This is a genomic window from Ruegeria sp. L12, assembly GCF_056531745.1.
In genome coordinates this window covers 345722-362228 of sequence record NZ_JBQFMH010000004.1, presented here as the reverse complement: position 1 = coordinate 362228, position 16507 = coordinate 345722, and the positions used below count along the sequence as shown (strand labels likewise).

At 59.1% G+C, this 16507-nt stretch carries 22 protein-coding genes; 12 read left to right on the top strand and 10 right to left on the bottom strand.

Annotated features, from left to right (window positions below; all coding sequences use genetic code 11):
- Positions 1 to 4 precede the first annotated feature (4 nt).
- The 4 genes from ACR0K9_RS09515 (at position 5) to ACR0K9_RS09500 (ending at position 1542) form a co-directional block, all read left to right on the top strand.
- Positions 5 to 490: a redoxin family protein gene (locus ACR0K9_RS09515; protein ID WP_480822600.1), complete on the top strand. Its 486-nt coding sequence runs from the start codon at positions 5 to 7 to the stop codon at positions 488 to 490.
- Positions 491 to 594: 104 nt separating this feature from the next.
- Positions 595 to 840, top strand: a complete 246-nt coding sequence (locus tag ACR0K9_RS09510) for a glycine zipper 2TM domain-containing protein (protein WP_480822598.1) — start codon at positions 595 to 597, stop codon at positions 838 to 840.
- A gap of 11 nt (positions 841 to 851) precedes the next feature.
- The gene (locus ACR0K9_RS09505) at positions 852 to 1199 is read left to right on the top strand and encodes an EF-hand domain-containing protein (RefSeq protein WP_480533482.1); all 348 of its coding nucleotides are present in this window, start codon (positions 852 to 854) and stop codon (positions 1197 to 1199) included.
- A 31-nt stretch (positions 1200 to 1230) separates the two neighbouring features.
- Positions 1231 to 1542 (top strand): hypothetical protein, encoded by a 312-nt coding sequence (locus tag ACR0K9_RS09500; protein WP_480822596.1) that lies wholly within the window; start codon positions 1231 to 1233, stop codon positions 1540 to 1542.
- Here the strand turns inward: ACR0K9_RS09500 and ACR0K9_RS09495 are convergent.
- The 4 genes from ACR0K9_RS09495 to ACR0K9_RS09480 are packed head-to-tail and all read right to left on the bottom strand — an operon-like array spanning position 1539 to position 4285.
- Positions 1539 to 1832 (bottom strand): 4a-hydroxytetrahydrobiopterin dehydratase, encoded by a 294-nt coding sequence (locus tag ACR0K9_RS09495; protein WP_480533486.1) that lies wholly within the window; start codon positions 1830 to 1832, stop codon positions 1539 to 1541. The two genes, ACR0K9_RS09500 and ACR0K9_RS09495, sit on opposite strands and share 4 nt — an antisense overlap.
- Entirely contained in the window at positions 1829 to 3016 is a 1188-nt protein-coding gene (locus tag ACR0K9_RS09490) for a GNAT family N-acetyltransferase (protein ID WP_480822594.1), read from the bottom strand. Before ACR0K9_RS09490 ends, ACR0K9_RS09495 begins: the two co-directional genes overlap by 4 nt.
- A 46-nt stretch (positions 3017 to 3062) precedes the next feature.
- Positions 3063 to 3833, bottom strand: a complete 771-nt coding sequence (locus ACR0K9_RS09485; RefSeq protein ID WP_480822592.1) for a glycerophosphodiester phosphodiesterase family protein — start codon at positions 3831 to 3833, stop codon at positions 3063 to 3065.
- The gene (locus tag ACR0K9_RS09480; RefSeq protein WP_480533492.1) at positions 3830 to 4285 is read right to left on the bottom strand and encodes a RidA family protein; all 456 of its coding nucleotides are present in this window, start codon (positions 4283 to 4285) and stop codon (positions 3830 to 3832) included. Before ACR0K9_RS09480 ends, ACR0K9_RS09485 begins: the two co-directional genes overlap by 4 nt.
- Before the next feature lie 295 nt (positions 4286 to 4580).
- On the opposite strand from ACR0K9_RS09480, the gene ACR0K9_RS09475 reads away from it, so the two are divergent.
- Positions 4581 to 5396, top strand: a complete 816-nt coding sequence (locus tag ACR0K9_RS09475; protein WP_480822590.1) for an MlaA family lipoprotein — start codon at positions 4581 to 4583, stop codon at positions 5394 to 5396.
- Positions 5386 to 5994 (top strand): MlaC/ttg2D family ABC transporter substrate-binding protein, encoded by a 609-nt coding sequence (locus ACR0K9_RS09470; RefSeq protein ID WP_480533496.1) that lies wholly within the window; start codon positions 5386 to 5388, stop codon positions 5992 to 5994. Before ACR0K9_RS09475 ends, ACR0K9_RS09470 begins: the two co-directional genes overlap by 11 nt.
- A 173-nt stretch (positions 5995 to 6167) precedes the next feature.
- Here the strand turns inward: ACR0K9_RS09470 and fliP are convergent, their stop codons facing one another.
- The 4 genes from fliP to fliF are packed head-to-tail and all read right to left on the bottom strand — an operon-like array spanning position 6168 to position 9355.
- Entirely contained in the window at positions 6168 to 6890 is a 723-nt protein-coding gene (fliP, locus tag ACR0K9_RS09465; protein WP_480822588.1) for a flagellar type III secretion system pore protein FliP, read from the bottom strand.
- Positions 6890 to 7177, bottom strand: a complete 288-nt coding sequence (locus tag ACR0K9_RS09460) for a FliM/FliN family flagellar motor switch protein (RefSeq protein WP_480822586.1) — start codon at positions 7175 to 7177, stop codon at positions 6890 to 6892. Before ACR0K9_RS09460 ends, fliP begins: the two co-directional genes overlap by 1 nt.
- Positions 7170 to 7766, bottom strand: a complete 597-nt coding sequence (locus tag ACR0K9_RS09455; RefSeq protein ID WP_480822584.1) for a FliH/SctL family protein — start codon at positions 7764 to 7766, stop codon at positions 7170 to 7172. The genes ACR0K9_RS09460 and ACR0K9_RS09455 overlap by 8 nt, the downstream gene beginning before the upstream one ends.
- On the bottom strand, positions 7766 to 9355 hold the full coding sequence (gene fliF / locus ACR0K9_RS09450; RefSeq protein WP_480822582.1) for a flagellar basal-body MS-ring/collar protein FliF: 1590 nt from the start codon (positions 9353 to 9355) through the stop codon (positions 7766 to 7768). Before fliF ends, ACR0K9_RS09455 begins: the two co-directional genes overlap by 1 nt.
- Before the next feature lie 86 nt (positions 9356 to 9441).
- Here fliF and ACR0K9_RS09445 point away from each other — a divergent pair, with 86 nt between their 5' ends.
- The 6 genes from ACR0K9_RS09445 (at position 9442) to ACR0K9_RS09420 (ending at position 14971) form a co-directional block, all read left to right on the top strand.
- Positions 9442 to 9972: a flagellar basal body-associated FliL family protein gene (locus ACR0K9_RS09445; RefSeq protein WP_480822580.1), complete on the top strand. Its 531-nt coding sequence runs from the start codon at positions 9442 to 9444 to the stop codon at positions 9970 to 9972.
- 9 nt (positions 9973 to 9981) lie between these two features.
- A complete protein-coding gene (locus tag ACR0K9_RS09440) occupies positions 9982 to 10452 on the top strand; it encodes a hypothetical protein (RefSeq protein ID WP_480822578.1) in 471 nt (156 codons plus the stop codon).
- Positions 10449 to 11042, top strand: coding sequence for a MotE family protein (locus ACR0K9_RS09435; protein WP_480822576.1), 594 nt, complete (start codon positions 10449 to 10451; stop codon positions 11040 to 11042). The genes ACR0K9_RS09440 and ACR0K9_RS09435 overlap by 4 nt, the downstream gene beginning before the upstream one ends.
- A gap of 40 nt (positions 11043 to 11082) precedes the next feature.
- The gene (motA, locus tag ACR0K9_RS09430; protein ID WP_480533511.1) at positions 11083 to 11952 is read left to right on the top strand and encodes a flagellar motor stator protein MotA; all 870 of its coding nucleotides are present in this window, start codon (positions 11083 to 11085) and stop codon (positions 11950 to 11952) included.
- On the top strand, positions 11949 to 14081 hold the full coding sequence (locus tag ACR0K9_RS09425) for a hypothetical protein (RefSeq protein WP_480822574.1): 2133 nt from the start codon (positions 11949 to 11951) through the stop codon (positions 14079 to 14081). The genes motA and ACR0K9_RS09425 overlap by 4 nt, the downstream gene beginning before the upstream one ends.
- 560 nt (positions 14082 to 14641) lie before the next feature.
- Complete coding sequence (locus tag ACR0K9_RS09420; RefSeq protein ID WP_480822572.1) at positions 14642 to 14971, top strand: hypothetical protein; 330 nt, start codon at positions 14642 to 14644, stop codon at positions 14969 to 14971.
- Positions 14972 to 14978: 7 nt separating this feature from the next.
- Here the strand turns inward: ACR0K9_RS09420 and ACR0K9_RS09415 are convergent, their stop codons facing one another.
- The gene (locus ACR0K9_RS09415; RefSeq protein WP_480533517.1) at positions 14979 to 15479 is read right to left on the bottom strand and encodes a potassium channel family protein; all 501 of its coding nucleotides are present in this window, start codon (positions 15477 to 15479) and stop codon (positions 14979 to 14981) included.
- 64 nt (positions 15480 to 15543) lie between these two features.
- The gene (trhO, locus tag ACR0K9_RS09410; protein ID WP_480533519.1) at positions 15544 to 16449 is read right to left on the bottom strand and encodes an oxygen-dependent tRNA uridine(34) hydroxylase TrhO; all 906 of its coding nucleotides are present in this window, start codon (positions 16447 to 16449) and stop codon (positions 15544 to 15546) included.
- Positions 16450 to 16507 lie beyond the last annotated feature (58 nt).

Here is a 16507-nt window from a genome sequence, read left to right as displayed (position 1 = left end):
AAAAATGATTTCAACAGGACAGAGCCTGCCCGAAGCCACACTGATCCAGATGGGCGCGGACGGGCCCGAAGAGGTCCGGATTTCAGACAAGACCAAGGGCCGCAAGGTGGTCATATTCGCCGTCCCCGGCGCGTATACCGGCACGTGCACGACCGCCCATGTTCCCAGTTTCATGCGCACCAAGGACCAGTTCGACGCCAAGGGTGTGGACGAAATCATCTGCCTGTCAGTCAACGATCCTTTCGTGATGCACGCCTGGGGTGAATCGACAGGTGCCGCGCAGGCCGGGCTGACCATGATGTCCGACGCCGCATCCGAATTCACCAAGGCCATCGGTATGGATTTCGATGCGCCACCCGTGGGTCTGTTCGCACGATCCAAACGCTATGCCATGCTGGTCGAGGATGGCAAAGTCGTGGCGCTGAACATCGAAGACAATCCCGGCACCTGCGAAATCTCGGCCGGTGAGGGCCTGTTGGAAGCGATCTGATCTGCGCTGGTCCCGGCCCAACCGGGGCCAGCCAAACGCGTAATTAACTTGATGCAACGCGCCGATCTGCCGATACTCGGCCCATATAGCTCGGGAGTTGATTGATGCGTTTGAAATTGCTCACCCTACTTCTTGCCGGAACTGGCGCACTGACCGCCTGTGGTCCGGCCCCCACCCCACAGCAACAGGCAGCCCGACAGCACGAAATTGCCTGTCTCAGCGGCACCTTGGGCGGCGCGCTTATTGGTGGCGCGATTGGCAATCAGTTTGGCGGCGGATCGGGCAAAGCGATCCTGACTGCGGCAGGCGCGGCAGCAGGCGGCGTATCCGGCCAGCGCTATGCGTGTTGAGGAGGATTGAGATGAAACATGTACTGATCGCAATCACTGCGCTGACTCTGGCGGGGGCTGCAGGTGCCGAAAGCGTCTCGGACCTGAACGAGGCCGAACTGAAGAATATCGACACCAACAATGACGGCTTCCTGTCCCAGGACGAGTTCAACGCCTTCTCGGATTACGCTTTTCAGGCGATGGACGAAGACAAGAACGGCACCCTCGGCCTGAGCGAGGCCAAGCCGTTTCTGGATATAAAACAGTTTCAGGCGGTTGACCGTGACGGTGACAGCCTTATCTCCAAGGCTGAATACGCGACACAAATGCAGCGCGATTTCGAAGCGGCAGATCAGGATGGCAACGGCCTGCTGGACTGACGACCGATTTTGACAAGAGCAGGAGGGCGTCATGCGGTTGTGGATCGGTATAGGAGCACTGGCGGCCCTTGCAGCCTGCGATGTGCCGCAATCCCCGGTGATCACCGGGCCGGACGGGCAGGCGCGAATTCAGATCAACACCAGCGGCCTGACCTGCTATCAGACGCGTTGTCTGGATATCGATCCGGCGGCCCGCAGCGTACGTTCGATCGGCAACCGCGCGATCCGCATCCCCGGCAATATCGATGTCAGTGATGGCACCGTTACCATCGCTGAGTTCACCGAAATGGGCACCAGGGCCATGCTGGCCGGTGGCGTGGGATCAGGCGGAGATCGGCGTTAGATCAGGCTGTCCATCTTGCGCGCCAGCTTGGCATCCTGCGCTGACAGGCCGCCCACATCATGGGTGGACAGGACCACTTCGACGGTGCGGTAAACATTGGACCATTCCGGATGGTGGTTCCACTTCTCGGCAAAGATCGCGACCTGGGTCATCCAGCCGAAAGCATGCACGAAGTCCTCGAAAATGAAGGTCTTGGTGATCGCGTCGCGGTCTTCGACCATGGTCCAGCCATTCCTGAACAGCGGGTCCAGCAGCGGGCCGCGGGTCTCGGTCGACAGAAGTTCGGTCATTGCTGTTCCTCCGGGTTCGATTTCCTGAACGGACCGTAGCCCGTCAGAATTTCGATCTCTTCTCCCACTGCGTGGGCTTCGGCGTCCAGATATTTCTGCACCGCCTCAGCAAAACCCGGATCACCGATCCAATGCAAGCTATGCGTGCGTGTCGGCAGATAGCCGCGCGCCAGCTTGTGTTCACCCTGCGCTCCGGCCTCAACCCGGGCCAACCCCTCGGCAATGGCAAAGTCGATCGCCCTATAATAGCACAGTTCGAAATGCAGGAAGGTGTGATGCTCAATGCAGCCCCAATAGCGACCGTAAAGCGTCTCACGCCCTATGAAGTTCAGAGCACCCGCAACCGGGTATCCGTTGCGATGGGCCAGCACCAAAGCCATATCATCGGCCATGGTTTCCTGAGCGATATCAAAGAATTGCCGGGTGAGGTATGGTGCGCCCCATTTGCGTGCACCGGTGTCCTGATAAAACCGCCAGAAGGCATCCCAATGCTCAGGACGCAGATCGTCGCCGACAAATGTCTGGATCTGGCCCCCGAAATCACAGGCTTGTGCCCGTTCCTTGCGGATATTCTTGCGTTTGCGCGACGACAGCGCCGTCAGAAACCCGTCAAAATCCGCGTAGCCGTGATTGAGCCAATGAAACTGCTGCGAGTGCCGCACCATCAGGCCCATCTGTTCACCCGCCAACGCCTCGGCTTCGGTGCAAAAGGTGGCGTGCAGGGACGAGATACGGTTCTCGGCGGCCAGTTGCACCGCCCCCTGCACCAGCGCCGACATGCCCACCGCGTCATAGCCGGGTCGGACCAGAAAACGCCGCCCCGTCGCGGGCGTAAAAGGTACGGCAATCTGCAGCTTCGGATAATACCGCCCACCTGCGCTTTCATAGGCATGGGCCCAGCTATGGTCGAAGATATACTCGCCCTGCGAATGCGATTTCGCATACATGGGTGCGGCACCGATCAGCATCCCATCCAGATAGGCGGTCAGATATTGCGGCTGCCAGCCGGTGCCGCGCCCGACCGAGCCGCTGTCTTCCAAAGCCCGCAGAAACCGGTGCGTGGTGAAGGGATCAAGCGGCCGTCCGCCATCGGCCGCTTCGGGGCAGGCGCAACTGTCCCAGTCTCGCGCGGAAATCTGCGAGAGCGAGGTCAGAACCCGAACTTCAATCTGTGCCTGATCCATATGCCCTCCGCGCCTTGGTCATTATCTGTGACAGTCGGGCCAGGCTTCAACCCGGATGCGCGGCCAAATACCCCTCAAAGGTCACATTGCCGGCAACCTTGCGGGCCTCAGCCTCTTGTTCAGGCGAACGAACCGTCCAGCACAGGATCGGAACGCCCTGCGCCTTCAACTCGGCCACGCGGGGGCGGGTCAGGTCTTCGACTTCATGGCTGATGAAGCTGGCGCCGACACGCTCGAAATCCGGGATCGCACGCAAATGCTCACAGATCCTGGCAGGCAGCCCTTCGATTTTGGGATCGTAAGAGCCGGTGACGATCCCGCGCGGCAGATCAGGGGCGATGCGTGCCAGTTCTGCAACCGTGTTCGGGTTGAACGACATCAGAGCAACCGGCCCGTCATACCCCTGCAAAGCGCGCACCGCATCCGCTTCGAGTGCACCAATATTCGTGCCCATCGCGCCATCCTGATCCTTGAACTCGATCAACAGGGGCACACGCCCGCCAACAAGTTCAAGCACTTCACTCAGGGTCGGGATGCCTTCGTCTTGAGCATATAACAGCGGCAGGCCCTGCGCCTGTGCGAGCTTGATTTGCTGAATCGGGCCGGACTGTCCGGTCAGACGCTTCAAATCATAATCGTGAAACACCATCGCGTGGCCATCCGAGGTGAGCTGCAGATCAATCTCGATCCCATAGCCCGCATCGATTGCCGCACGGATCGCTGCCCGGCTGTTCTCGGGCCGTCCATCCGCGACGTCGTGCAACGCCCGATGCGCGATCGGGCGGTGCAGAAATTCAGAAGGCAGGGACGGTGTCATTGGACCTCGAAGATACCTTCGATCTCGACCGCGACACCCAGCGGCAGCGACGCTGCACTGACCGCTGAACGCGCGTGACGCCCCGCGTCGCCCAGCGCCTCGACCAGGAAATCCGACGCGCCGTTGATCACTTGCGGCTGCGCGGTGAAATCAGCGGTCGAGTTCACGAAGCCGGTCAGCTTGATCACGCGCACCAGTTTGTCGATATCTCCACCACAGGCCGCCTTGACCTGTGCCAGCAGATTGATGGCGCAGACCTTGGCCGCAGCGGCACCCGCCTCGATATCCATGTCGTCGCCCAGTTTGCCGGTGATCAGATCGTCATCTTTCGAGATCTGGCCCGAGACATAGACGATGTTGCCGATCCGCACGAACGGCACGTAATTCGCCGCCGGAGCAGGCGCGTCGCTCAGGTTGATGCCAAGGCTGTCCAGTTTTGCTGCGATGCTCATGAATTGGGTCTCCAACGTTATGAATTCGGGCGGACGCTAACCGGGAACGGCGCTGTCGGAAAGCCGGAAAGCGGCATTTCACCGATATCCTGCGTTCTGGGCGCATCTCCTCTCATTCAGGAAGTGTTGATATCGTGTCACTTTACCAGTCCCCATCGCGTGGGTTAAACGCGAGTTGTTGTTTCAAATCCTGTGTGAAAGGTCTATGTGAGACCAATTGCACACCGAGACCGCAAAGGCCGTATTGATTGAAGGCCCGGCAGCACCACCGGGCGAGTTTGGAGTACCGAAGCAAGTGCCACGCCTCATCCGTCTGAAGCAACTGTTCCTTTTGACCGCCCTTGTGGTTATGTCGGCCTGCGCCTCGCAACCGCAGGACGCCGCAGACCGGGGTGAGATTTTTGACCCGTATGAGAATACCAACCGCGGTATCCACAGTTTCAATCTGGGCGTGGACCGGTTCCTGTTTCGCCCGGCTTCGAAAGGTTATGTGAAGATCGTGCCTGACCCGATGGTCACAAGTTTCAGCACCTTTGCAGAAAACATATCCCTTCCGGGTCAGGCGGTTGACTATCTGCTGCAGGGCAATCCCAAGCAGATGGGGAACGCCTTGTTGCGTTTTGTCATCAACATGACGGTGGGCGGCTTTGGTCTGTCGGCCCCCGCGGATGAGCTGAACCTGCCTCCAGTCGACACCGATTTCGGCGAAACGCTGCATGTCTGGGGCTTTGGCGAAGGCGCATATATCGAGCTGCCCTTCTATGGCCCGTCCACCACCCGTGATGCGGTGGGGGTGGTCATAAACCTGTTCTCGAACCCGATCAATTTCAGCCCCACCCGCCCGGTGGACAATCTGGGCGTCTATGCCGAGGTGGTGCGGCGCATGGGAGATCGCGGACGGTTCTCGGATACGGTGGACTCGATTCTCTATGAAAGCGCAGACAGTTACGCGCAGGCCCGCACGATCTATCTTCAAAATCGCCGTTTCGAACTGGCACGGGACGATGAGGACGCCTATCTCGGACTGTATGACGACCCCTATGCAAACACCGGGACCGACCCTGTCAGGGACCCCTTCCTAGACCCCTACGAGGACCCCTATGCCGAATAATCTGATGAACCGACGCAAATTTGTCGCCACTGCCCTGACCGGGCTGACAGCGGCTACTCTGCCCCTGCCCGCCTTTGCGCTGACCGAAGCGGCTGCGATGCAGCTGGTCAACTCGGTGGTGGCCGATATCACCCGCGTGATCGACTCGGGCAAATCCGAAAACGCCATGCTGCGCGATTTTGAGAAGATCTTTGTGCAATATGGCGACGTTCCGATCATGGCGCGTTACGCGCTGGGGGCCGATGCCCGCACCGCCTCGCCCGCGCAGCTGCGCCAGTTCACGCGGGCGTTTCAGGGCTATATCTCACGTAAATACGGTCGCCGGTTCCGGGAATTCATCGGCGGAGAAGTGACGGTGCGCAACGCCCGTAAGATCAAGGCGGGATACGAGGTCCGCACTTCGGTCAAGCTGCGCGGATCCTCTCCGTTTGAAGTGACGTTCCTGGTGTCGGACAAATCCGGCAGTGGCAAATTCTTCAACATGTTCATCGAAGGAGTGAACCTGCTGCTGACCGAACGCACCGAGATCGGGGCGATGCTGGATGCCCGTGGCGGCAATCTGAACACGTTGATCAAGGATTTGGGCAAGACGGGCTAAGCTTGGGATTGTTATGGTGAAACCGCCGCGCGATCCTTTCGCGCGGCGGTTTCCTTTCGTCCGCAAGAGCACCGCTGTTTACGCTTTCAGGTGTTTTTTGGAGTGACGTCAGATCTGAAACCCGCACCTGATCTGGCACAACACGTTTGCCTGCAAATCAACAGGCGACATCATCACGGGGCGTAGCTTCGCACCAATGCGCTGGCGATCAGCGCCCAGCCATCGGCAATCACGAAAAAAGCCAGCTTGAACGGCAGTGCGACCGTCGCAGGCGGCACCATCATCATCCCCATCGACATCAAAACCGCCGCAACCACCAGATCGATGATCAGGAAGGGCAGGAATATCAGAAACCCGATCTGAAACGCCCGCGCGATTTCAGACAGCATGAACGAAGGCATCAGGACAGACAGCGGCGCCTCGGGCGATAGCTGCATCGCTTCCTCGCCAGGGCGCAATGCGGCCATTGCCTGAAACGTATCGGCATCAAGCCGCGCCGCCATGAAGCCGCGAAATGGTTCCAGCGCCCGTTCCAGCGCGGGTTCGACCTCCAGCGTTTCGTTTATCATGGGTTGGATACCAGCGGTCCAAGCCTCGGTGAAAACCGGCTCCATGATGAAATAGGTCAGAAATAACGCCAGACTGACGATCAGCATGTTGGGCGGCGATTGCTGCAATCCGATCCCCTGCCGCAGGATCGCAAGGGAGGTGATCAGGAACGGAAAACAGGTGATCATGATCGCCAGACCCGGCGCAAGGCTGAGCACCGTGATCAGCAGGATCAGCTGGATCGTGCGCGCCGAAATCGACTCGCCTTCTCCCAAGGAAAAGGACAGCTCCTGCGCTCCGGCGGCCGTTGGCAGCAGCAGGATCACCAGCCAGACAGCCAGACGCATCAGCCGATCCCATTTTGCAGATCAAATATTTCGGTCAGCCGCACGGCCAGTTGACCGCGCTGATTCCCCTCCATTTCCTCCAACAGGCCGCGCGCGACCAGCTGATCGCCGACATAGAGATCCACCGGATCCTCAATCCGTTTATCAAGCGTGAGCACGGCGTTTTCACCCATGTTCAGCAAATCCCGGATCAACGGACGTGCGCGACCGACTGAGACCGTGACCTCGATCGGAACCGCCTCGAACGGGTTGGTTTTCTCGGGTTTCGGGGGGTTTATGTCACTCATTTGATAAAGCCTCTCTCGCTACAAACAGATATGCGTTGAAAGCCCCGGCAATGGTGTCGAGCAAGGCCGAGCAATCCACCTCTTGCCGCGCAATACCTACGCGCAGATGCGCCTGACCCTCTTCCAGGATCGGATCCTCGACGATCTTAGGCGCAGAGCTCAGACCTTGCGGCAGCAGCGCTTTAATCTGCTGCGACGATCCCTCGGGCACCCTTAACTCCATCGGCTGCCCGATCTGTTCCCGCGCCATTTCGGAAAGCTGCTCTGACAAACACATTGCAAACCCCTGTTTGACCGTTTCCGGCAGGACGGTTTCGACCAGTGCCTGGAACATGGGCTCCAGCGACAATGTCATTCGGGTCAGCGCCTCCTGATAGGTGAAGGTCAGGTCCGACAGGGTGGCTGCCAAGTCAGAGCCCAGTTGTTCGCGGGCCTGTTCCTGCGCCTGAACCGCATCCTCCCAGCCCGCGCCATAGCCCTTTTCGAACGCAGCCAACCGCTGATCCTCAAGCGCTTCTTCATCCAGAATATGAACCGCTCCGCCGCCGGAATGCAGGGCGAAATCCTCAAGGAGATGGGCAATCGACATCACACTTTCGCCTCGCTTTCCTCGAGCCAGCTGCGCAGGATCTCAACTGTTTCTTCCTGCTTGTCGCCAATCATCGCACGCAGCCGGTCAACTGCTTCATCCCCGCGCGCAGCGGCGATGGCTGGCACGTTGGCCTGAGTCGGGTCGGACAATGGGGCGAAGTCCTGCGATTCGGCTGTTGCAATCTCACCCGTCAGATAGGTCGCATCCGCGTCGGGCACAGTCGCCGCAGGCAGCAGCGCAGGTTCGGCCGCCGCATTTGTCAGGATCGGCCGGATGACGAACAGACCCAGGACAAGAGACACCAGCGCCAGAACCGCCATCTGGATCAGTGACATCGCGTCCAGATGCACCTTGGACCAGATTGATGCAGCAGCCAGTGTGCCCTGCGGTTCAACCACAGGCAGGTCCAGCGACTTCAAAGTAATCACATCCCCCCGATCGGGGTCGAAACCCACAGCCGAGGCGACCAGTTCCTCCAATGCGTCCAACTCGGATTGAGGCATCGGCACAAAGGTCTCGGAGCCATCTGCACCGACTTCGCGTGCGCCATTGACCAGCACCGCAACGGTCAGCCGCTTGATCGCGCCGGGCGCGCGATGCACCTCAAGTTCGGTTTCGGAGACCTCATAATTCACCCGCTCTCGCGTCTGTGTGGCGTTCGAGTTCGATTCGTCCCCGCCAGCGCCATCACCATCGGGCAGATTTGATGCAACTGTCACGTCCGCAGACTGGTTGCGCGCACTGTCCGAGCGCTCTTCGACATCGGTGCTGATTGCGACACGACCTTTCGGATCAAAGCGACGCTCGCGGATCGATTCGGTTTCGGTCACGGTGTCCACGCTGACCTCCACAACCGCATTCCTGGCCCCGACACGCGCCTCGACCAGACGCATAACCCGGTCGCGCAGCTGACGCGCCTTGTCATCCGCTGTTTCCGCCGCGACCGCCGTCTCCTGCGCCCCGATCACAGCCCCGTTCGAATCGATCACGGCGACATTTTCAGGCGTCAGCCTGCTGATTGCCGACGCCACCAGAAACCGGATGGCCTTGGCCTGATCACCAGTGATCTGACCCCCCGACGGCACCAGATAGACCGAGGCGCTCGGCGCAACACTGCGCTGAAACGGGCTGGTTGAGCCGTTGGCGATATGAACCCGCGCCTGACTGACATGCGGACTGCCGACGATCGTGCGGGCCAGCTCACCTTCTTTCGCCCGCCAATAGGCGGCGTCGAACATCTGTGAAGTGGTGCCGAAACCACTGAGTGAATCCAGCAGCTCATATCCACGATTGCCGTTGGCGGGCAGACCTTCGCTCGCCAGGGTCATACGCAGCTCATCCCGCTGCGCGCCCGACACGTAGATCGAGCCGCCACGGATCTCATACGCAACACCGCGCTGGTCCAGCGCCCGCACGATATCCCCCGCAGCCCCGCTTTCGAGCCCCGCATAGAGCAGGGTCATCGACGGTGCTGCCACGATTCGAGACATTGCCAATACGCCCAGAAAGACCAGTGCCACGGCCCCGGCCACGATGATTTGTTTGCGCCTGTCCAATTTTCCCCAGACAGTTCCGATCTGCTGCACGCTCACCTCCGACTCGCCGACATTCTGTTCGGCTCAGCCCCTGTTTGGACGATTGCCCTTAACAATCGGTTAGTCCCTGACGGGTTATGACACTGACCGAACGGATGGATGAGGACGTCATGACCGACGCAACTGCAGATGAAGCGGAAGCCCCTAAAAAGTCAGGGAAAAAGGGCCTGATCATCGGGATGATTCTAGCCCTTGCAGGCGGCGCGGGCGGCTATTTTGCAACGGCATCTGGTCTGCTGCCAATCGGTGGTGCCGAGGCGGAAAAACCGGCAGAAATGAAGGGTAAAGAGGCATCCGTGAAGCCGCTGCCCGATGTCGCATTTGTCGATCTTCCACCGGTGATTGTTTCGGTCAACATGAACGATTCGCGGCATCTGAAATTCCACGCGGAGCTTGAGGTCAATGCAAGCTATGTCGCCGATGTCGAGAAGCTGCAGCCCCGAATCATGGACGTGCTGAACAGCTATCTGCGCGCGGTCGAGCTGTCGGATCTGGAGGATTCGCTGGCCCTGATGCGCATACGCGGGCACCTGCTGCGGCGCATCGGGATAGTCGCGGGCGAAGGCCGTGTACGCGATGTTCTGGTCATGGAATTTGTACTGAACTAGGAGGCGAAATTGGAGCTGATTGCCGATATTCTGCTGGTTGCAGGCGCGCTCGGGGCGGGGCTGTACTGCTTTGTTCTGGCGCGCCGGCTGAGGCGATTTACCGATCTTGAAAAGGGCGTGGGTGGCGCGGTTTCGGTTCTGTCCGCACAGGCCGATGAGCTGCGGAAATCACTGGATACCGCGCGCGAGGCCTCCGACGATTCGGGGCTGGCGCTGAAGGAACTGACCGAACGCGCCGAAACGGTGGCGCAGCGGCTTGAACTGATGATGGCCTCGATGCATGACGTCGTGCCAGGGCCTCAGGTGGAGGTTGAGGACTTGTCCGAGGCACCTGAAGTACCTGACGCGCCCGAGGTCACCGAGGAAGCCGTAGCACCTGCCCCGGAGGCATCCACAGAAACACCTGATGAGCCCGTAAAGAAACCCGAAGGGCTGATGTTCTTCCGTCATGCCCCTGTGCAGGGCGGGGCCGGATCATGACGCGACGCGCGGCAAAACCCAGTGAACCACGCGGGCGCAACGGCGTTTTAACCGTGATCTCTCTGCTGATGATCGGGTCCGCTGTCATCCGCATCGGGCTTGAGGCCGGTCCAGCCCTGGCCAAAAGCGCCGATTTAGGGTCAACAGCGCAAGCAAACCCCGCCAAGACCGGCGCTGAAGCGGCGGAACTGCAACTTCTGCTGACGGAACTGCTGCGCCGCGAGGAAGAACTGGACCGGCGCGAAGCCGCGATTGTGGATCGTGAGTACGCGCTGAACCTTGCGGATCAAGCCATCGAATCCCGGCTGACCCAGTTGCAGGAAGCCGAGGCCTCTCTGCGTGAGACGGTGACAATTGCCGAGAAAGCCGCCGAGAACGACCTGATCCAACTGACCGATGTCTATCAGAGCATGAAGCCGAAGGATGCGGCCGCTCTGTTCGAAACGATGGACGCTGTTTTCGCCGCCGGGTTTCTGTCGCGGATGCCGCCAAATGCCGCCGCGAGCGTTATGGCCGGGCTCAGCCCCGAGGCCGCCTATACCATCAGCGTCGTCATGGCCGGTCGCAATGCCCGCGCCCCGCAGGAGTAGCCATCATGCGCACACCCCCTCATAACTTCGGAGATCATACATGATCGGGATCATTGGAATTGCCGTCATCTTCGTCATGGTGTTCGGCGGCTATCTGGCTGCGGGCGGCAAGATGGCCATCATCATGAAATCATTGCCATTTGAGATGATGATGATCGGCGGCGCTGCGGTCGGCGCGTTCCTAATCAGCAACGACATGGGCGGGGTCAAACACACGGCCAAGGACATGGCGAAAGTGTTCAAGGGGCCGAAATGGAAACCCGAGGATTATCGCGACCTGCTGTGCCTGCTGTTTTCGCTGATCCGGATCGCGCGCGCCAACCCGGTCGAAGTGGAACAGCATATCGAAGAGCCCGAAAACTCTTCTTTGTTCTCCGCTTACCCCAAGATTTTGGCCGACAAGGAAGCCGTCGATCTGATCTGCGACACAATGCGCTCGGCTTCGATGAATTATGACGATCCGCATCAGGTCGAAGAGGTGCTTGAAAAGCGGATGGAGGCGAATTTCCACCATGCCATGCATTCCAGCCATGCGTTGCAGACCGTTGCGGACGGTCTGCCCGCGCTGGGGATTGTGGCGGCGGTTCTGGGCGTGATCAAAACGATGGGGTCAATCGACCAGCCCCCGGAAGTACTGGGCAAACTGATCGGTGGTGCCCTTGTCGGTACGTTTCTGGGCGTGTTTCTTGCCTATGGGCTGGTGGGCCCGTTCGCGGGCAAGCTGAAGGCTGTGGTTGAGGAAGACAACCACTTCTACCAACTGATCAAAGAGGTTCTGGTCGCCAATCTGCACAATCATAACGCCGCGATGTGCATCGAGGTTGGGCGCCAGAATACACCCACCCATAACCGCCCGGGCTTTTCTGAGCTTGAGGAAGCCCTGAAAGAGCTCAAGCAGGCCGCCGCATGATCCGGGTATTGATACTGGTCCTGCTCGCTTGGGGGCCTACCGCCTCGGCACAAGCTTTGCGGGTGCGATCTGGTGAACATGATGGATATACCCGCGTGGTTGTGCAGGTGCCTGTCGGGACCAACTGGACACTGTCCCACAGTCCGAATGGTGCGCAACTGAGCGTCGCCATCGACGACGTGACCTTCGACACCCGATCCGTTTTCGATCGTCTGTCGGGCAATCGGCTGAAAACGCTAAGTCAGGCCAAACCGGGCGGGTCGTTGGACATGGCCTTTGGTTGCGATTGCATGGCGACAGCGTTCTTGCATCGCCAATCCATGATCGTGATCGATATCGCGCCAAAACCGAATGCGCCTTCTGTCACCGCCCTTCCGATACCGCCTCTGCCATCGCAGGCACCGAACCCGCTGCCTAATGCGATCCCTGCGAGTCAACTAGCGCTGCCGCTGCTGGAACTGGACCAGACCGGGGTCGAAGATCGGTTGATGTCGCGGATATTGCAGGGTGCTGACCGCAATGTCATTGACCTTGAACTTGCGAAAGTCGGCGACAGACCCTCAACCGATTTTGGCCCACTACGCACGAATGCAGAGTTGACGGCGAATTTGCAACTGCGCTCGATCCTGGATGAGGTACGGGGGCTGGAGGCGCTGGAGCTGCCTCAACTTGATCCTCGCGCTGAATGTATCACCGATAACGAGCTGGGATTTACCAAATGGTCGGGAGAAAAACCATTTGCCGCCCTGGTGGCCTCGCTTCGGATCGGTCTGTTTCAGGAATTTGACCGCGTGGATGAGGCGCAGGCTTTGAGGCTTGCGCGCCTCTATACATATCACGGATTTGGCGTCGAAGCGCTGCAGGTTCTGGATCTGGTACCACAAAATTCCCCCGTGACGGAGCGGATTTCAGCGATTGCCCACGCGATGGACGGTATTGCCGCGTCAGGATCTAATCCATTTGTTGGCCAGCAGCGATGCGATGGGATGTCGGCATTATGGGCACTGATCACAGAAGGCGAACTTGCCGCGGATGCACAGCTAAATGCGATCGAACAGAGTTTTGGACGCATGCCCCGGCATTTGCGGACGCATCTGGGCGCAACACTGGTGGACATTCTAGTCGACGCCGGAGAGCTGGAAGCCTCACGCCGTATATTGCGCTCGGTCGAACGCGTTATGGATCAAGGGTCGGCGAATGTGACTCTGGCCAAAGCCGAGATCGCATCCGCCACAGGAGAGGATAGGACCGCCGAAACGCTACTGTCCGAGGTCGCGAGCGCGCCAACCACAACCACTGAAGCCCCGATTGCTCTGGCGCGGCTGATCGAAAAACGCTGGTTTGATCGGGGGGCAGTGTCTCCGGCCGATCTGGACCTTGCCGAAAGCTATGCGCGGCAACTGCGCCGTTCCGACATGGGACCGATGATGGCACGAACCCATACGCTGGCGCTTGCCTTGTCACAGGACTTTGAAACCGCGCTGAAGCAAATCAAAGACGCCCCTGTAGCATCTGAATGGCAGCGCACCGAAGATCAAGTGCTGCAACTGTTGGCCGAAAGCGCGGACGATATCACGTTCCTGCAATACGTCATCGGATGGCCCGATCAAAAGCGCGATGCGATTTCGGTGGAAACGGCAATTTCGATTGCAGATCGACTTACCGAATTGGGGTTTGCCACTCAGGCCCTTGCGCTGGCATCGCGTCCTCAGGACAATGCGCGCCGCCTGGACCGGGCGCAGCTGAGGGCGCGCGTCGCCCTGCAGCAAGGCAGACCGAACCAGGCTTTGCTGGAAATCGCCGAGGACACTTCGGAAGAAGCGGAACAGTTGCGGGCGCAGGCGATCTTGCTAACCGACGATTATGCCAAAGCGGCCCGATTGCTGCGCGAGATCGGTTTGTCAGAAGCTGCTGACCGGTATGCCTGGTTGGCCGGGGATGCGATGGTCGATGCCTCGCACACTGCATTTCGCGAGATACACCAGATCAGTGACCAATTGGCGCAACCAGCCAACAGGCAGTTAGACAAACCGCTGGCCGATGCGACTGCATTGCTGCAGGACAGTGCAACTGTGAGAGGTCGGATCACCGACTTGCTTGATCGTGTTCAAATTCAGGCTCAAAACTGAGTTGCGATAGATAGATATTTCTACGGTAAGCTGAGTGACAGATTGTCGATACTGGCCAAAGGTCGTCTTTAAGCACCAACTATTGAATATGGTCGGACCCTGCTCTGCGCCCACGGTCTCAATACTGTTGCGCAACGGGTATAATCCAATCCCCGGCAGAACCGCCTGATCACGGCGCACAGCATGCATATCTGACGCATGCGCCCGTTCATGTCAGGGGCATCGCCACAATCGTCGTCCGCCATAAACATCATGCAGTGAATTTTATCGCACTACACCAGAATAAACGGTTGGAGTTGGGCACCCGATATCGGCGGATCGCCGCCTCTTTCAGCCCTGCGCGCGGTGTTGTGAGTATCCGTGTATTGAAATGAGACAGCCCGATTCCTTGATTGGTATCGGAGCACGAAAACGTGCCGGTATGGTCGAAACGCGACGGGACAGGTTGATTTGCGCAGCGGTGAAATCCGCTCGGATCAGCGGAAATCTTGAAAAAGTTCCTAAAGTGTTCTATATTTGTTCCGCAGAGATGTCTGACGCGGAACGGAGGTATTCGAGCTATGACCAACGCTGCCCGTCAAAGCTGGTATGACGCACCCAGCAACGATTATCACATGCTGCCTGTCACCGACCGGCAGATGCGCTATGCCCGCGCGATTGCCGCGCAATCCGCGCTGGAGATTCCGGTTGAGGCGCAACGCGATCGCCGATCGCTGTCAAACTGGATTTCGGCACACAAACCACAGGATCCTTCGCCCTTTGCCAGTTATCCCACCGGCAAGCAGGTGGCCTTTGCCGAGCGTATCTCGCGCAGCAAGCGCCGACCGATTCCGTCGGAATGCTTTCGCGACAAACAGATGATGTCGCGCTGGATCGATCACAACAAATAAGGCCGCGTCATTTGCCGTGATTGCGTGCGTAAAGCGCGACAGCTGCGGCCACGAACATGCCCAATAGGATATACCCCGTCACCGCTTCGGACACGGCCAGCGCGCGGCACAACCCGGTTGGGGCCATGTCGCCATAACCGACTGTGGTGAAGGTGACATATGAGAAATACAGGATATCCGCCGGACCTTCGGCCCCAACGACGCAATTCCCGTTGTATCCGAATGCGCCGTAAACCGCCGCGAACAGGAAGGGCACAACCTGAATGAAGGACACCCCCATCAGGAACAGCAACCGGCGTGGCGATTTCACCTGAGTCATATAGAACCACGACTGCGAGGCGATCCAGATCAGCAGGCCGACCGAGGCAATCGTGCCGATTGTATCCCCTGCGGTTGCCTCGCTCAGACGCGATAGCCCGTACCATGCAAGAAAACTGGCCACTGCCAGCCCCAAAGCTGCCAGCAAGGTCGACTTCCATTCTTCCAGGGACCGGGGTTCGTGGGTCATGGGCGCTCCATCCGTCAGGCCTGTGCGCAATCATCCGACTTACGGCACGGGCTGCAAGCTGAAATCAATCCGCGCCAAGATGTTCCTCACCCCGCGCACGGGCCAGTTGGATTTGCTTCTGACGTTCACGAAAGCGCGTCTTGTCTGCGTCCGAGGTTTCGGTGATGCATTGGTGGCATGAGACGCCATGCTCATATTCCGGGCGCTTTACATCTTCGGGCAAGATCGGACGGCGGCAACCATGGCAAAGCTTGTGCGGGCCCTCGACCAGACCATGACCGACCGAGACGCGGTTGTCGAAGACGAAACATTCGCCCTGCCAGGTGCTGTCCTCGGACGGCATCTCCTCAAGGTAACGCAGGATACCGCCTTTGAGGTGATAGACGTCCTCGACCCCCTGTCCCAGCAGGTAGTTGGTGGATTTCTCGCACCGGATTCCCCCGGTGCAGAACATCGCAACGCGCTTGTTGTGGAAGCGGTCCTTGTTCTCTTCCCACCAGGCCGGGAATTCGCGGAAACTGGCCGTTTCAGGGTCTATTGCGCCTTCGAACGTGCCAATCGCCACTTCGTAATCATTGCGGGTGTCGATCACCACCACATCGTCCGAGCGGATCAGATCGTTCCAGTCCTCAGGTTCAACATAATTCCCGACACTGGCGCGCGGATCGACGTCGGGCTGACCCATCGTCACGATCTCTTTCTTCAGGCGCACTTTCATCTTGCCAAAAGGCGGGTGGTCCGAGGTTGCTTCTTTCCACTCAAAATCGGCGCAACCCGGCAGCGCGCGAATATGCGCCAGCACCGCATCGATGCCAGCCCGCGGCCCTGCGATGGTTCCGTTGATCCCCTCCTGCGCCAGCAGCAAGGTTCCTTTCACCGACTGCTCACGGCAAAGCTCGTGCAGCGCAGGGCGGAGCGCATCCGGGTCGGGGAAACGCGTGAAATGGTAGAGGGCAGCGATTGTATACATGTGCGCGATCTAAACCCCAGCACAGCAACACGCAAGAGATCACATTGACGCCTCCTGT

What these genes read in the sequence shown, in the direction of transcription:
- ACR0K9_RS09420 (WP_480822572.1), top strand. Translation starts at nt 14,642, where the DNA reads ATGACCAACGCTGCCCGTCAAAGCTGGTATGACGCACCCAGCAACGAT.
- ACR0K9_RS09460 (WP_480822586.1), bottom strand. Translation starts at nt 7,177, where the DNA reads ATGAGTGACATAAACCCCCCGAAACCCGAGAAAACCAACCCGTTCGAG.
- trhO (WP_480533519.1), bottom strand. Translation starts at nt 16,449, where the DNA reads ATGTATACAATCGCTGCCCTCTACCATTTCACGCGTTTCCCCGACCCG.
- ACR0K9_RS09490 (WP_480822594.1), bottom strand. Translation starts at nt 3,016, where the DNA reads ATGGATCAGGCACAGATTGAAGTTCGGGTTCTGACCTCGCTCTCGCAG.
- fliP (WP_480822588.1), bottom strand. Translation starts at nt 6,890, where the DNA reads ATGCGTCTGGCTGTCTGGCTGGTGATCCTGCTGCTGCCAACGGCCGCC.
- ACR0K9_RS09500 (WP_480822596.1), top strand. Translation starts at nt 1,231, where the DNA reads ATGCGGTTGTGGATCGGTATAGGAGCACTGGCGGCCCTTGCAGCCTGC.
- ACR0K9_RS09485 (WP_480822592.1), bottom strand. Translation starts at nt 3,833, where the DNA reads ATGACACCGTCCCTGCCTTCTGAATTTCTGCACCGCCCGATCGCGCAT.
- ACR0K9_RS09445 (WP_480822580.1), top strand. Translation starts at nt 9,442, where the DNA reads ATGACACTGACCGAACGGATGGATGAGGACGTCATGACCGACGCAACT.
- ACR0K9_RS09455 (WP_480822584.1), bottom strand. Translation starts at nt 7,766, where the DNA reads ATGTCGATTGCCCATCTCCTTGAGGATTTCGCCCTGCATTCCGGCGGC.
- ACR0K9_RS09515 (WP_480822600.1), top strand. Translation starts at nt 5, where the DNA reads ATGATTTCAACAGGACAGAGCCTGCCCGAAGCCACACTGATCCAGATG.
- ACR0K9_RS09415 (WP_480533517.1), bottom strand. Translation starts at nt 15,479, where the DNA reads ATGACCCACGAACCCCGGTCCCTGGAAGAATGGAAGTCGACCTTGCTG.
- ACR0K9_RS09510 (WP_480822598.1), top strand. Translation starts at nt 595, where the DNA reads ATGCGTTTGAAATTGCTCACCCTACTTCTTGCCGGAACTGGCGCACTG.
- motA (WP_480533511.1), top strand. Translation starts at nt 11,083, where the DNA reads ATGATCGGGATCATTGGAATTGCCGTCATCTTCGTCATGGTGTTCGGC.
- ACR0K9_RS09495 (WP_480533486.1), bottom strand. Translation starts at nt 1,832, where the DNA reads ATGACCGAACTTCTGTCGACCGAGACCCGCGGCCCGCTGCTGGACCCG.
- ACR0K9_RS09480 (WP_480533492.1), bottom strand. Translation starts at nt 4,285, where the DNA reads ATGAGCATCGCAGCAAAACTGGACAGCCTTGGCATCAACCTGAGCGAC.
- ACR0K9_RS09505 (WP_480533482.1), top strand. Translation starts at nt 852, where the DNA reads ATGAAACATGTACTGATCGCAATCACTGCGCTGACTCTGGCGGGGGCT.
- ACR0K9_RS09435 (WP_480822576.1), top strand. Translation starts at nt 10,449, where the DNA reads ATGACGCGACGCGCGGCAAAACCCAGTGAACCACGCGGGCGCAACGGC.
- ACR0K9_RS09425 (WP_480822574.1), top strand. Translation starts at nt 11,949, where the DNA reads ATGATCCGGGTATTGATACTGGTCCTGCTCGCTTGGGGGCCTACCGCC.
- ACR0K9_RS09470 (WP_480533496.1), top strand. Translation starts at nt 5,386, where the DNA reads ATGCCGAATAATCTGATGAACCGACGCAAATTTGTCGCCACTGCCCTG.